Genomic DNA, 13,963 nt, shown 5'->3' with positions numbered 1-13,963 from the left:
AGCCGTCGCACCTGCGACGGCTTTTTCGTACCTGCCATTTGGAAGGGCGCTTCTCGATTCAACCGATCGGGTGCAGGTCAGCGGGTGCCAGGCCCACAAGCTCGATATGCGCAGCGCTCGCGTCAGCCACGATCAGGTTATCGGCGGTGAAAGTCTTGGCGACGTTTTTGTCGATACTGATCTCGAATCGGTTACCGTCAGCGTCCGCTTCGTAATCCTTGAGGTAGGTGCGGTGCAGAGCCGTGTCATAGATCACCTTGAGCGTGCCATCGGTGCCATCGCCAAGGCCTGTGTAACCCAGCGCTGAAACATCGATGCGGTCCTGAGTGGCGTCGAAGTTTTTGATGAAGTCCGAATTGCCCCGGAAGCTGTCGCTCTTCTCGACATATCGGAAGGTGTCGACCCCGGTGTTGCCCACCAACAGATCATCATCACCGCCTCCGACGAGGATGCCGCCCGCGGTCGAATTGGTGAACGTGTCACGGTGGTTATCGCCAGTCAGCGTCTGGTTGGCGCGGTCTGCTGCGTTGTCCCCGGCAAAGGTGAAGCGATCCATGTCCTGCAGGCCGGTAAGCGGATCCCGGTCGTATTGGGTCAGGTGCACGGCGAATAGGTTGCCGTCCTCATCGGCCTCGAAGGATTGGGCAATCGCGTAACCAGCTTCATTGTCGTAGCTGTAATTGAGCGTGCCGTTGTAGCCATTGCCAAGGCCGGTGAACCCCAGTGCCGAAACGTCCAGCAGATCACCGTCACCGAGGCTGAAGCTGTGGATGAGATCAACGCTGGACTGGCCTGTGCCGTCGTTCACGAAGCTATCGGTGAGATGCTCGAAGACAAACGTGTTACGGGAGCCGCCGCCATACATCTCGTCCGCTCGGCCTCCACCGGTCACGATGTTGCCGGAGCGGGGAACGACCAGAATGTCATCGCCATCGGTCCCGGTGATGACGTATTGCTTGTTGCTTAGCCCATGTTCGCGGCCATTGCTTTCTGCAGTCAGGTCGTAGCGCAGGGCGAAATTTTGCGTGCCAAGCTCAGCGGCGTGATCGCCTTCAAGTCTGACTTCGAATGCCTGGCCTTGGGCGTTTTTATCCAGAGAGCGAACATAGGTAATGTCCTCGTCGGCGTTGTAGGTCACTGCCAGATCGCCGTTGTGGCCATTACCAACGCGCTCCAGCCCGAGGGCTGTCAGGTCAAGTACGTCAGTGGATTGGAAGTTTTTGATCAGGTCCGAGTGGGAGCCCTGTTTGTCGAAGTAACTGTCCGTCACCGAGGTGTAGACGAACGTGTTCCCGTAGACATAAGCGGAGTGGCTGGTGATCGTATCGACGCCCGCGCCGCCGTTGTAGCGATCCTGCGCGTTGCTGAACGGGTCGGGATCCCCTTCCTGACCGATGAGGATGTCGTCGCCATCGCCGCCAGAGATGAAGTCCCGCTTTGTGGTGCCCGTGATGGTGTCGTCATCCGCCGTGCCCACGTAGCTGTCATAGGTGCCATGAGCAGTCATGACAACCGCTTCACTCTGCAATGCCGCTTTCGTTCCCTGAGCCATTTTTTCTCTCGCGATAGAGGGGTTGGTACTGCGATCGCCGTAAACGACAGATCCAGTTGCAATGGGCACCATGGGTGTTCATCAATGCCCGCCACTACCGTGGTAGACCCGTTAAAGCCGTGTTTGTTTGGTTATTCGCCTTCGCCCAGAAACGACAAAGCCCGACATAAAGTCGGGCCTGGGGTCGGGTTGAATCCGTTCATTACCAGTTCATGGCAGTTATCTCGTTGCGAAGGTGAGAAGCGGGGAGGGGTGCGAACACCCCTCGCGCTGGGCGGTGATCAGGCCGATTTGTTCTGCAGTGCTTCGATCAGCACGTCTGCCGCAGGACCGGAGGAAGCAGGGTTCTGACCGGTGATCAACAGACCATCGGTGAGGACGTACGAGCCCCAGTCCGGACCTTTGGAGTAGACGCCGCCGAGTGATTTCAGCTCGTCTTCCACCAGGAAAGGCACCACATTGGTCAGGCCGACCGCTTCTTCTTCGCTGTTGGCAAAGCCGGTGACCTTCTTGCCTTTCACCAGTGGCGTGCCGTCGGCGCTCTTCACGTGGCGCAGCACGCCAGGGGCGTGACAGACGACAGCGACGGGCTTGCCGGCTGCGATGAACGACTCGATGAGCTGAACGGAATTTTTGTCTTCGGCCAGATCCCACAGAGGGCCATGGCCGCCTGGGTAGAACACAGCGTCGAAATCTGCCTGGGACACGCTGTCCAGGCGAACGGTGTTGGCGAGCAGGGCTTTGGCGGTTTCGTCTTTTTCGAAACGACGGGTCAGGTCGGTCTGGAAGTCGGGCTCGTTGCTCTTCGGGTCCAGCGGAGGTTGGCCACCTTGTGGCGAAGCCAGAACGATTTCAGCGTTGATGTCGCTGAATGCGTAGTAGGGCGCGGCCAGCTCTTCCAGCCAGAAGCCGGTAGGACGGCCGGTGTTGCCAAGGGTGTCGTGGGAAGTCAGAACCATGAGAACTTTCATCGGGTGTATTCCTTGTGACGGGCTAAAGTAGGTACACCATAGCCCTGAGTAGACCAGTCGTCTAGAGTTAATTCAAAAAATTATTTGCGCGTTGATTGAGCGATGGAGAGGTCCGCGCAAATGAGGTGCATGGGCTGGGCCGCACGAGGCCGGCAGGCGTCATGGCGGCGTGAACCAGGGATGAGGGGTTGCAGATGGTGCGGCGCACGGTTGCCGTGCGCCAATCAGGCCAGGCGCAGAATCACACGCGTGGTCGCCATGGCTGTTTCAAAAGGGGCAAGGCTTCTTTCAATCTTGACCATCACGCTGGCCCCTACCCACAGTTGATACAGGCTTTGCGCAACGGCGAAAGGATTCTCGCAGGCGGGCAGCGAGCCGTCGGCAACGCCAGCCTCGATCGCGCTGCCAAGCCGGTCGGTGATCCCGGCAGTGCCTCGCTTGAGAACGGCGCGCATGGTTTCCGACAGATCGGCCACTTCAACGCCGAGCTTCACGGCGAGGCATTTGCCCTGGCATTCCTGAAACGACTGCGTGTCCTGCCAGACGCGCCAGTAGTTCATCAAGCGCTCGCCCATGGGCAGGCCGGGCTCGCCGAGGATGCGATCAATGTCAGCGAGGTAGTCGTCGAAGTAGTGCTCAAGCAACGCTTCCCCGAAGGCATCCTTGGAGCCGAAATAATGATAGAAGGAGCCTTTCGGCACGCCCGCAGCGGCCAGAATTTCGTTCAGGCCAACGCCGGAATACCCCTTGGCGGCCATGATGCGCTGGCCGACGTCGAGGATGCCTTGACGAACATCAGATGAACCACGTGTTTGGGGAGTATTCATAGCGTCGGAGAATACATCCTAGTAAGTCGGTCTACTAGAGGATTCTGATGGACGATGCTGTCGTGGGTCGGCGCGGCCCGCGTCGAACGACGGCTGCGCCCCAAGCCGTCGTTCAGCGCGTTTATACCGCGAGTCTGCCCGCTATACCTGATCCACCGCTTCAGGCACGCCCTGATCCTCACCCAGAAACCCACCGCTCTGGTGATGCCACAGACGCGCGTAAGTACCGTTCTTGGTGAGCAGTTCAGCGTGGGTGCCTTGTTCGATGATGCGCCCGTCGTCCATCACGATCAGCCGGTCCATGGCTGCAATCGTCGACAGCCGGTGGGCGATGGCGATCACGGTTTTGCCTTTCATCATCTCATCGAGGCTTTCCTGAATCGCCACTTCGACTTCCGAATCCAGCGCGCTGGTGGCTTCGTCCAGCAGCAAAATCGGCGCGTTCTTCAGCATCACGCGAGCAATGGCAACCCGCTGGCGCTGGCCGCCCGAGAGCTTGATGCCACGCTCACCGACCAGCGTGTCATAGCCGCTGTGGCCATGCTTGTCGCTGAGCTGACTGATGAACCCATCCGCCTGGGCATTGACCGCAGCGGTGTGGATTTCCTCATCGGTGGCGTCAGGCCGACCGTACGCAATGTTGTCGCGGATGGACCGATGCAGCAGCGAGGTGTCCTGAGTCACCATGCCGATGGCGCTGCGCAGGCTGTCTTGCGTGACCTGCTTGATGTTCTGACCATCGATGCGAATCTCGCCGCTGTCCACGTCATAGAAGCGCAGCAGCAGATTGATCAGCGTGGATTTACCGGCGCCTGAACGGCCGACCAGGCCTATCTTCTCGCCCGGACGGATGGCCAGATTCAAACCCTCCAGCACCTGGCGCTCGCCGTTGTAGTTGAAGCTGACGTTCTCGAAGGTCACCGCGCCGCCGGTGGTTTTCAGCGAGTTTGCATTGGGCGCGTCCTGTACTTTCGGGCCCTGAGTCAGGGTCGCCATGCCGTCCTGCACCGTGCCGATGTTCTCGAACAGCGAGGTCATCTGCCACATGATCCAGTGGGACATGCCGTTGATGCGCAGCGCCATCGCGGTAATCGCCGCCACCGCGCCAGTGCCGACGTCACCCTGATGCCACAGCCACAGGGCGTAACCGCCTGCGCCCAGAATCAACGCGACGACCAGTGCCTGATTGACGATTTCGAACTGGCTCACCAGACGCATCTGGCGAAAGCCCGTGTGCTTGAAGTCCTCCATCGCCGCGCGGGCAAACTGCGCTTCACGTTTGGAGTGGGAGAACAGCTTCACGGTGGTGATGTTGGTGTAGGCGTCGGAAATTCGCCCGGTCATCGACGACCGCGCGTTGGCCTGCTCCTGACCGACTTTGCCCAGGCGCGGCACGAAGTACAGCATCGCCAGGCCGAACAGCACGATCCAGGCAAGGAACGGCAGCATCAGCTTCAAGGCGAAACCGCCTGCCAGCGCGATGATCGCAATGAAATAAACACCGATGCCGGGCGCTATTTCAATCAGGGTGAACAGCACGTCCCGCACCGCCAGCGCGGTCTGCATGACCTTGGTGGTGACCCGGCCGGAGAATTCATCGGAAAAGAACGACAGGCTCTGCCGCAGCATCAGCCGGTGAAAGTCCCAGCGCAGCCGCAACGGCAGGTTGATCGCCAGCACCTGATGCTGAACCATCGTGCGCATGGCCACCAGCCCGACGCTGATCACCAGCACAATGCCGATGCCCCACAGCGCTCGGCTTTCTTCGCCTGCGGTGGCGCCGCCGTCCTTCCAGGTCGACAGCAGATCGACCACTTGGCCGAGAAACGAGAAAAGCCAGGCTTCGTAAATCGATACACAGGCGCTGAGCACTGCCAGGGCGAGGATGTAGCCACGCGCACCCCGGGTGCAGGCCCACAGAAAACGTACCAGACCCACAGGTGGCGGCGGCGCTTCGTCGGGTGGGAAGGGGTCGAGGCGTCGTTCAAATACGCGCAGCATGAGGGTCTCCAAAACTGTCCAGTGACGCAGATTCTGCCATTGAATGGCGGGCTTGAGGGTTTCGGTGCTTTTTTGACTGACTCGTTCCAACCATTGCGGACGTGTTTTTACGATGCCCTCGCTTGAGGCGATGGCGATGGCGCTAACATTGAGGGCGGGGACTGCCGGTAAGTGATCGCTCAACAGAACCCGTGCTAACTTCCCGGGCGTTTTCTACCCTGCGGACTTTTGCTCCGTACGCGCATTCAGGTTCATCGACATGACACACATCTCCGAACGTCTTCTGGTCCAAGCGCACCTGGACGCCAAACAGCCCAAAACCCTGAGCCCTGACGAGGAAGCGGAATACCGCCGCTTGATCGCCGCCGAGCTCAAGGCCCAGGACGCCGTGCTGGTCGCTCATTACTACTGCGATCCGGTGATTCAGGCACTGGCGGAAGAAACCGGCGGTTGCGTCTCGGATTCTCTGGAGATGGCGCGATTCGGCAAAAACCATCCGGCGAAAACCGTGCTGGTGGCCGGGGTGCGTTTCATGGGCGAAACCGCAAAAATTCTGACCCCTGAAAAACGCATCTTGATGCCGACCCTCGAAGCGACCTGCTCACTGGACCTCGGTTGCCCGGTCGATGAGTTTGCTGGGTTCTGCGATCAGCATCCCGAGCGCACTGTGGTGGTTTACGCCAATACGTCGGCCGCCGTAAAAGCCCGTGCCGACTGGGTGGTGACGTCCAGTTGCGCGCTGGAGATCGTCGAAAGCCTGATGGACAACGGCGAGAAAATCATCTGGGCGCCCGACAAGCACCTGGGCCGTTACATCCAGCGCGAAACCGGGGCGGACATGCTGTTGTGGGACGGCGCCTGCATCGTGCACGAGGAGTTCAAATCCCGGCAGTTGGAGGACATGAAGGCCTTGTACCCGGACGCGGCCATTCTGGTGCATCCGGAGTCGCCCGAGTCAGTCATCGACCTGGCCGATGCTGTGGGCTCTACCAGCCAGTTGATCAAAGCGGCGCAAACGCTGCCGAACAAAACCTTCATCGTCGCCACCGACCGCGGCATCTTCTACAAGATGCAGCAGCTGTGTCCGGACAAGGTATTCATTGAGGCACCGACCGCAGGTAACGGCGCCGCCTGCCGCAGTTGTGCTCATTGCCCGTGGATGGCGATGAACACCTTGGCACGCACGCTTCAATGCCTGCGTGAAGGCACTAACGAGATCTTCGTTGACCCGGCGGTCATCCCTCACGCCGTCCGGCCGTTGCAGCGCATGCTCGACTTCACCCAGGCGGCACGCATGAAAGCTTCGGGGAATGCTTGAATAAAAGCGGTTAGCTTCAAGCTTCAAGCGGAAAGCCGATTGGCTGCGTTTCAGCTTGCAGCTTATGGCTTGCCGCTTGTAGCTGACCTCAATTCATCATGTCCTTGACTGCCCGCTCCTGAGCGATGATTTCCTGCTGCCGCGCGTCGATGCGTGAGGCCAGCTGGAAGTTGTTGTTCGCCCGTCGCTTGGCAAATTCGAGCTGTTGAATCGCCTGCTTGAAATCGCCCATCAGCGCAAAATATTCCGCACGGGCCTGATGCAGGCCGATGGTGTTGCCGGACAGGCCGCGGGTGTCGGCCACCTGATTCCAGATGTCTGGATCGTCGGGGCGGCTCTTCAACAGAATCTCCAGAGACTTCAACGCCTCGGGCGCCTTGGACTGCTTGAGCAAGACGTCGACTTTCGCCTGATTGAGCGGGTAGTTGTCGGGATACAGATTCAGCATTCGGTCCACCCGCTGTTGAGCGTCAGGCAGGCGATTGTTGGAGATGTCCAGGTTCACGGCGGCGAGGTTGTAGGGAATATTGTCCGGCGCCTTGTCGAGCAAAGGCTTCAGCGTCTCACGGCCTTCGTTGAGCTGACCCGCCTTGGTCTGGGCAAGCGCCAGACCGTAGCGAGCCGCGTCGTTTTTCGGGTTCTCGGCCAGTTGTGCACGGAAACGCTTGGCGGCCATGCCGGGGGTTTCTTCGTAAATCAGCACGGTGCGTGCGCGCATCAATTGATACGCCGGGCTGTCTTCCTTGCCGCCGGGCTTGGCTTGTTCGGCGCGGTTGCGCGTGTCGGCGATACGGGATTCGGTCACCGGGTGGCTCATCAGGAATTCCGGCGGCTTGGCGTCATAGCGATACTGGCGTGCCAACCGCTCGAACATGGTGGGCATGTTGCGCGGGTCGTAGCCGGCCTTTTCCAGATTGAGGATGCCGATGCGGTCGGCTTCTGCTTCGTTCTGCCGGGAGAATCGCGCCTGCTCCTGAATCGCGGCAGCCTGGGTGCCGGCGATCGCGGCAATCCCCGCATCGCCCGCGCCCGCAGCGGCCATGACGATGCCGGCAAGCATCGCCGCCATTACCGGCACTTGCATGCGCTGTTGCGCCTGTACGCCCCTGGCAAAGTGCCGCTGCGACAAGTGAGCCAGTTCGTGGGCGAGGACCGCAGCGTATTCGCCTTCGGTTTCAGCGTGGAGGAACAACCCGCCGTTGACCCCGATGATCCCGCCGGGCGCTGCAAAGGCGTTGATCTCCGGGGTGTTGATCAGGATGAACTCGAGACGGCGGTCCTGCACCTGGCTGGTTTCGGCGAGCCGGTAAACCGACGATTCGACGAAGTCCTTGAGCAGCGGGTCGGACAGCTGTGCCACTTCAGAGCGCAGCAGCCCGAGCCAGGCACGCCCCAGGTCGTGTTCCTGCTGCGGAGAAACGATGGATGAACTCGCGTCGCCGAGGGAGGGCAGGTCGTCTTCTGCGAAACTCGGCGCTGCCAGCAGGCAGGCGAGGGTCAGCAGCGTGGGGCGCAAAAAATTCATGCACGAAACTCTGGGGCAGAAAGGCGTCACTGTAGCTGGCTCAATGGCTTGCTGACCAGAGTGGGGTATTCTGGAAAACTTGTAAGAATGTTCTTCCGCCCGTTGGCTTTTATGCGGGGGCGGATGTGTCTATCCGGAGAGAAACGATGTCTGACGCTGTAGGACACCCCGCGGCCTGCGATGCAGAGCTGGACGCCAGCGGCCTCAATTGCCCGCTACCCTTGCTCAAAGCCAAGATGGAACTCAACCGTCTGGCCAGCGGCGCGGTGCTCAAAGTGACGGCTACCGACGCCGGCTCGCAGCGTGACTTCCGTACTTTCGCAAAACTGGCCGGGCACGCGCTGCTCCACGAAGAAAACGCTGACGGCATTTATCGGTATTGGCTACGCAAGGCCTGAGCGTTTCTGACCCGTCGCAACCCCCTTAGGATTCTTGATGTTCAAAGTGCTTCGCGACTGGATACAGCGCTACTTTTCCGACGAGGAAGCGGTAGTGCTGGCGGTGTTGTTGGTTCTGGGATTTACCGTTGTCCTCACCCTCGGCGGCATGCTCGCGCCGGTGCTCGCCGGGTTGGTGCTCGCCTTTCTGATGCAGGGGCTGGTCAACCTGCTCGAGCGTTTGCGGGTGCCCGAAGGCGGCGCCGTCGGGCTGGTCTTCGCTTTATTCATGGGGGCGCTGGCGCTGTTTCTGCTGGTGCTCGTGCCTTTGCTGTGGCGCCAGCTCATTACCTTGTTCAACGAATTGCCCGGCATGCTCGCCAAATGGCAGTCGCTGCTGTTGCTGCTGCCGGAGCGTTATCCGCACCTGGTGTCGGACGAGCAGGTCTTGCAGGCGATAGAAGTGGCTCGCGGCGAGGTCGGAAAGTTCGGGCAATGGGCGTTGACGTTTTCCCTGTCCAGCTTGCCGCTGCTGGTCAACATGATGATCTACCTGGTGCTGGTGCCGATCCTGGTGTTCTTCTTCCTTAAAGATCGTCGGATGATCAGCCGCTGGGCGAGGGGCTATCTGCCACGCGAACGTACGCTGATTACCCATGTGGCCGAGGAAATGAATCGGCAGATCGCCAACTACATTCGCGGCAAGGTTATCGAGATTTTCATCTGCGGCGGGGTGACCTACATCGCCTTCGTGACCATGGGCCTGAATTACTCGGCGTTGCTGGCGATGCTGGTGGGGATTTCGGTGGTGGTGCCCTATGTGGGCGCGGTGGTGGTGACGGTGCCCGTGGCGTTCATCGCGCTGTTCCAGTGGGGCTGGAGCGATCAGTTCATCTATCTGATGGCGGTCTACGGCATCATCCAGACCCTGGACGGCAACGTGCTCGTGCCACTGCTGTTCTCCCAGACCGTGAGCCTGCACCCGGTGGCAATCATCTGCGCCGTGCTGTTGTTCGGCGGGCTGTGGGGGTTCTGGGGGATTTTCTTTGCGATCCCGCTGGCGACCCTGTTCAAGGCCGTGCTGGATGCGTGGCCACGAAACGAACCGACGGTGGCGCCGTTGCTGTAAATGTTGCCGTGCTTTTGTAGGAGTGGGCTTGCTCGCGATCGGCGTCGTCATGGTCAACCTACGATGACTAAACGAACCCGATCGCGAGCAAGCTCACTCCTACATCATGGCGATCAAGCCTGGTTAAGCGCCTGAGCCGCTTCAAGCACCGCCGCCACATGCCCCGGCACCTTCACGCCGCGCCATTCCTTGCGTAGCACACCGTCCTTGTCGATCAGGAAAGTGCTGCGGTCGACGCCCAGGTATTCCTTGCCATACAGCTTTTTCAGCTTGATGACATCGAACAGCTGGCACAGCGATTCGTCCTTGTCCGAAATCAGCTCGAACGGGAATTCCTGCTTGGCCTTGAAGTTCTCGTGGGATTTCAGGCTGTCCCGCGACACACCGAACACCACCGTGTTGGCTGCCTTGAAGTCGGCGTGATGATCGCGAAAGCCCTGGCCCTGGGTGGTGCAGCCAGGGGTGCTGTCCTTCGGGTAGAAATAAAGGACGACCTGCTGACCCTTGAGCGCCGACAGGCTGACCGCCTGTTCGCTCGTGGCCTGCACTTGAAAGTCGGCAACGGGTTGGTCGAGTTCTACAGCCATTCGGGATTCCTTACATCGGTGCTTGAGGGCGCCATGGTTCGATCAGCGCATCAAGGTTGAGGGCGTCGGCGAAGTCCAGGAACTGGTCACGCAGCCAACTGATCTGGGTGCCGGCCGGTAATGTCACGGTGAACGTCGCGTTGAGCATGGTGCCGCCGGTCTGCGGTGCCTGATAGGTGTCGCAGATTAGGTTTTCCAGCTCGACGTTGTGATCGATGAAGAACTGGCACAGCTCGTTAATGATGTCCGGGCGATACGCCGAACTGACGTAGGCCACGTAGGGCAGGGCTTCCGGGCGGTTTTCCAGCGAAGCGCTGCGCACCACATTGACGGTGAAGGCGTGTTTCTTGGCCAGATTGGGCAGACCCGTTTCCAGACGCGCCAGGGCGTCCCAGCTGCCGGAGATCTGCAGGATCAGCGCGCTGCACTCACCGTGGCGAGTGAGGCGTGAGCTGACGACCGAGCAACGGCTTTCGTTACTGGCGCGGCACAGGACGTTGGTCAGCTCCATTGGGTTGGCGCCAAGGGCACTGATGACAAGGAATTGTTCGCGAACTGTGGGGATGGATGACATGCAGCATTCCTAAACGATGAGCGGTCGGTACGCAGCAGGCCTTTGCCGGCGGGCTCGACGGACGAAGGCATCGTGACGTCGCCCCGACCCACAGCCGGCAATCGCTGCCATGAGCCTGTCATGGCGCGCGATAACGACGCAGGGCGGGGTAATTGACGTCAAAATCGAGCAGTCGAACGAGCCGGGCAGATGACCCGTACCGATCAAAGACCGAAGGGTAGCGAAAACCGGCGCCGAGGGGAATGCTCGCCTTGTGCAAGGATCATGGCGCCAGTACCATTACCGCTCTCTTTTTCCGGCAGGAGCGGTTTGCATGATTGCGGGCAGTATGGTGGCACTGGTCACACCCATGGATGCACAAGGTCGTCTCGATTGGGACAGCCTGAGCAAACTGGTGGACTTTCACCTGCAAGAGGGCACCAACGCCATTGTTGCCGTCGGCACCACCGGTGAATCCGCGACGCTCGACGTCAACGAGCACATCGAAGTCATCCGCCGCGTGGTTCAGCAGGTCGCTGGCCGCATTCCGGTCATCGCCGGCACCGGCGCCAACTCCACCCGCGAGGCGGTCGAACTGACCACCAACGCCAAGAACGCCGGTGCCGATGCCTGCCTGCTGGTCACCCCGTACTACAACAAGCCGACCCAGGAAGGCTTGTACCAGCACTTCAAGCACATCGCCGAAACCGTCGACATCCCGCAGATTCTGTATAACGTGCCGGGTCGTACTGCCTGCGACATGTCGGCCGAGACCGTCATCCGCCTGTCGAAAGTCAAAAACATCATCGCCATCAAGGAAGCCACCGGAGACCTGCAGCGCGCCAAGGATATTCTTGCCGGCGTGAGCAGCGACTTTCTGGTCTATTCCGGCGACGACGCGACTGCTGTCGAGCTGATGTTGCTCGGTGGCAAAGGCAATATTTCGGTCACCGCCAACGTCGCACCGCGCGCCATGGCCGACCTGTGCAAGGCCGCGATGGACGGTGACGCCGACACCGCCCGCGCCATCCACGAAAAACTGATGCCGCTGAACAAGACTCTGTTCATCGAATCGAACCCTATTCCCGTGAAATGGGCCCTGCATGAGATGGGTTTGATGCCAGACGGTATTCGTCTGCCACTCACCTGGCTCAGCGAGTCCTGCCACGAGCCGCTGCGTCAGGCCCTGCGCCAGTCCGGTGTATTGGTCTAATGAGGAAGCATTACGCAATGAAGCGACTGGCCGGACTTTCCGCACTAGCCTTGATTATCTCCAGCACCAGCGGTTGCAGCTGGCTTTTTGGCCAGGACGGTTATTTCCGCGATCGCAGCAGCGATTACCTGGAAGCGACCCAGAAGCCGCCGATGCAAATGCCCGAAGGCGTTCAGGAAGTCAAACGACTGGACCCCTTGCTGCCGATTCCGCGCAACGTTGCCGACGACACCCAGAAGGGTGAATTCACCGTGCCGCGTCCGCAACCGCTGACCACCGCTCAGGACTCCGGCGACTACACGCTGCAGAAGAGCGGCGACAACCGCTGGATTCTTGCCCAGCGCGCACCGGCTGAAGTCTGGCCTGTGGCGCATCAGTATTTCGAAGACAACGGTTTCCGCATCGCCGAAGATCGTCCGCAAACCGGTGAATTCAACACCACCTGGCAGCGCATGGATGAACTGTCCGCATCGGTGGCCAAGCGCATGGGTTCGAGTGGTGATGCCGCCAGCACCGAGACCCGCGTGCGCGTTCGTATCGAGCCGGGCGTGCAGCGCAACACCAGTGAAATCTATGTGGTCAGCGTGCAACGTCCGGCCGGCAGCCGTGATGATCCTGCATTCCCGTCGCGCAGCACTAACGTCGGCCTCGACTCCGTGCTGACCGATGACATGCTGGCAAGCCTGACCCGTACGGCCGAGAAGGGCGGTTCAGTGTCCCTGCTGGCGGCGCGTGATTTCGACACCCCAAGCCGTGTCTCTCTCAGTGAAGACGGCAGCGGCAACCCGGTGCTGAACCTGGGCGCAGACCTGGATCGGGCGTGGTCGAGCGTCGGCCGTGCGCTTAACCAGGGCGACTGGCGCGTTGAAGACATCAACCGCAGCCTGGGCCTGTACTACATCAACCTGGCGGAAAAAGCCGACAAGCCTGAAAACAAGCCTGGCTTCCTCAGCCGTGTGTTCGGCAGCGAAGAGTCCAAGGAAGAGAAAGAAGCCCGCGCCGAGCGTTATCAGGTTCGCCTGAGCAAGGTCGGCGAGAACGTTCAGGTAACGGTCGAGAAGAACATCAACACCGTGGCGCCGACGGAAGTCGCTCGTCGTGTGTTGAGCGTCATTCAGGACAACCTGGGTTAAGTGCGCTTCGCGGTTCTCGGCAGCGGCAGCCGTGGCAATGCCACGCTGGTTGCGAGCAACGACACGTATGTGCTGGTCGATTGCGGTTTCTCCTTGCGGGAAACCGAACGGCGGCTCGACAGGCTGGGCGTCAGCGGTAAACAGCTCAGCGCCATTCTAGTGACCCACGAACATGCCGATCATGTGCATGGCGTGGGTTTGCTGTCTCGGCGCTACGATGTGCCGGTGTACCTCAGCGACGGTACGCTGCGCGGCATGCGCAAACCGGTCGAAGCCGGTCTTCGGCTGGTGGGCGGGCAGGGGCTGCGCATTGGCGGTCTGGACATTGACGTGGTGTCGGTGGCTCACGATGCGCTGGAGCCCACGCAGTTCGTGTTCAATGACGGGCGCCGTCGCTTCGGCCTGTTGACCGACCTTGGCTCGTATTGCCCGATGGTGCTCGACAGCTACCGCGGCCTCGACGCGCTCATGGTCGAGTCCAATCACTGCCGCGATCTGCTCGCCCGGGGTCAGTACCCGTACTTTCTCAAGCAGCGGGTGGGTGGTGATCACGGTCATTTGAACAATCATCAGGCTGCCAGTCTGGTGAACGAGTTGGGATGGCAGGATCTTCAGCACCTGGTGCTGGCCCATCTGAGCAGCAAGAACAACCTGCCGCATCTGGCCCGGCAATGTTTCGTCGACACCCTTGGGTGCGACGAGGACTGGCTACAATTGGCCGATCAGGATTCAGGGCTCGACTGGCGCGAAATCGCCTAGCGTCCCAAACGGGCGACT

The 13,963-nt window shown here is 60.3% G+C and carries 13 protein-coding genes; 6 read left to right on the top strand and 7 right to left on the bottom strand.

The window, feature by feature from the left end; translation table 11 throughout:
- Nucleotides 1-58: 58 nt before the first annotated feature.
- From M1E04_RS18845 to M1E04_RS18830, 4 genes are all read right to left on the bottom strand, one after another.
- Nucleotides 59-1,552 (bottom strand): M10 family metallopeptidase C-terminal domain-containing protein, encoded by a 1,494-nt coding sequence (locus M1E04_RS18845; RefSeq protein WP_456291863.1) that lies wholly within the window; start codon nt 1,550-1,552, stop codon nt 59-61.
- A gap of 281 nt (nt 1,553-1,833) precedes the next feature.
- Nucleotides 1,834-2,523 carry a type 1 glutamine amidotransferase domain-containing protein gene (locus M1E04_RS18840; protein ID WP_065986742.1) on the bottom strand — a complete coding sequence of 230 codons (690 nt, stop codon included), beginning with the start codon at nt 2,521-2,523 and terminating at the stop codon, nt 1,834-1,836.
- Nucleotides 2,524-2,747: 224 nt separating this feature from the next.
- Nucleotides 2,748-3,350, bottom strand: a complete 603-nt coding sequence (locus tag M1E04_RS18835; RefSeq protein ID WP_065986744.1) for a TetR/AcrR family transcriptional regulator — start codon at nt 3,348-3,350, stop codon at nt 2,748-2,750.
- 141 nt (nt 3,351-3,491) lie between these two features.
- On the bottom strand, nt 3,492-5,351 hold the full coding sequence (locus M1E04_RS18830; protein ID WP_065986746.1) for an ABC transporter ATP-binding protein: 1,860 nt from the start codon (nt 5,349-5,351) through the stop codon (nt 3,492-3,494).
- A gap of 259 nt (nt 5,352-5,610) precedes the next feature.
- Here M1E04_RS18830 and nadA point away from each other — a divergent pair, with 259 nt between their 5' ends.
- Nucleotides 5,611-6,669 (top strand): quinolinate synthase NadA, encoded by a 1,059-nt coding sequence (gene nadA, locus M1E04_RS18825; RefSeq protein ID WP_456291862.1) that lies wholly within the window; start codon nt 5,611-5,613, stop codon nt 6,667-6,669.
- Between the two features lie 88 nt (nt 6,670-6,757).
- On the opposite strand, the gene M1E04_RS18820 is transcribed toward nadA, so the two are convergent.
- On the bottom strand, nt 6,758-8,194 hold the full coding sequence (locus M1E04_RS18820; protein ID WP_065986750.1) for a M48 family metalloprotease: 1,437 nt from the start codon (nt 8,192-8,194) through the stop codon (nt 6,758-6,760).
- 146 nt (nt 8,195-8,340) lie between these two features.
- On the opposite strand from M1E04_RS18820, the gene M1E04_RS18815 reads away from it, so the two are divergent.
- Nucleotides 8,341-8,592 carry a sulfurtransferase TusA family protein gene (locus tag M1E04_RS18815; protein ID WP_065986752.1) on the top strand — a complete coding sequence of 84 codons (252 nt, stop codon included), beginning with the start codon at nt 8,341-8,343 and terminating at the stop codon, nt 8,590-8,592.
- Nucleotides 8,593-8,629: 37 nt separating this feature from the next.
- Complete coding sequence (locus tag M1E04_RS18810) at nt 8,630-9,700, top strand: AI-2E family transporter (protein ID WP_065986753.1); 1,071 nt, start codon at nt 8,630-8,632, stop codon at nt 9,698-9,700.
- 113 nt (nt 9,701-9,813) lie between these two features.
- On the opposite strand, the gene M1E04_RS18805 is transcribed toward M1E04_RS18810, so the two are convergent.
- Entirely contained in the window at nt 9,814-10,287 is a 474-nt protein-coding gene (locus M1E04_RS18805) for a peroxiredoxin (RefSeq protein WP_192132097.1), read from the bottom strand.
- Between the two features lie 10 nt (nt 10,288-10,297).
- Entirely contained in the window at nt 10,298-10,861 is a 564-nt protein-coding gene (locus M1E04_RS18800) for a glycine cleavage system protein R (protein WP_037014004.1), read from the bottom strand.
- A gap of 313 nt (nt 10,862-11,174) precedes the next feature.
- Between M1E04_RS18800 and dapA the strand changes: the two genes are divergently transcribed.
- Genes dapA through M1E04_RS18785 form a run of 3 tightly spaced genes read left to right on the top strand, consistent with a single transcriptional unit; the run spans nt 11,175 to nt 13,945 of the window.
- Nucleotides 11,175-12,053: a 4-hydroxy-tetrahydrodipicolinate synthase gene (dapA, locus tag M1E04_RS18795; RefSeq protein ID WP_192132095.1), complete on the top strand. Its 879-nt coding sequence runs from the start codon at nt 11,175-11,177 to the stop codon at nt 12,051-12,053.
- 17 nt (nt 12,054-12,070) lie between these two features.
- On the top strand, nt 12,071-13,186 hold the full coding sequence (bamC, locus tag M1E04_RS18790; protein WP_296311001.1) for an outer membrane protein assembly factor BamC: 1,116 nt from the start codon (nt 12,071-12,073) through the stop codon (nt 13,184-13,186).
- On the top strand, nt 13,187-13,945 hold the full coding sequence (locus M1E04_RS18785; protein ID WP_065986758.1) for an MBL fold metallo-hydrolase: 759 nt from the start codon (nt 13,187-13,189) through the stop codon (nt 13,943-13,945). It begins immediately after the preceding gene.
- Nucleotides 13,946-13,963 lie beyond the last annotated feature (18 nt).

The sequence above is a fragment of the Pseudomonas sp. AK106 genome (assembly GCF_053903055.1).
The sequence above is the reverse complement of the archived record's forward strand: the minus strand, read 5'-3'. Positions and strand labels throughout refer to the sequence as shown.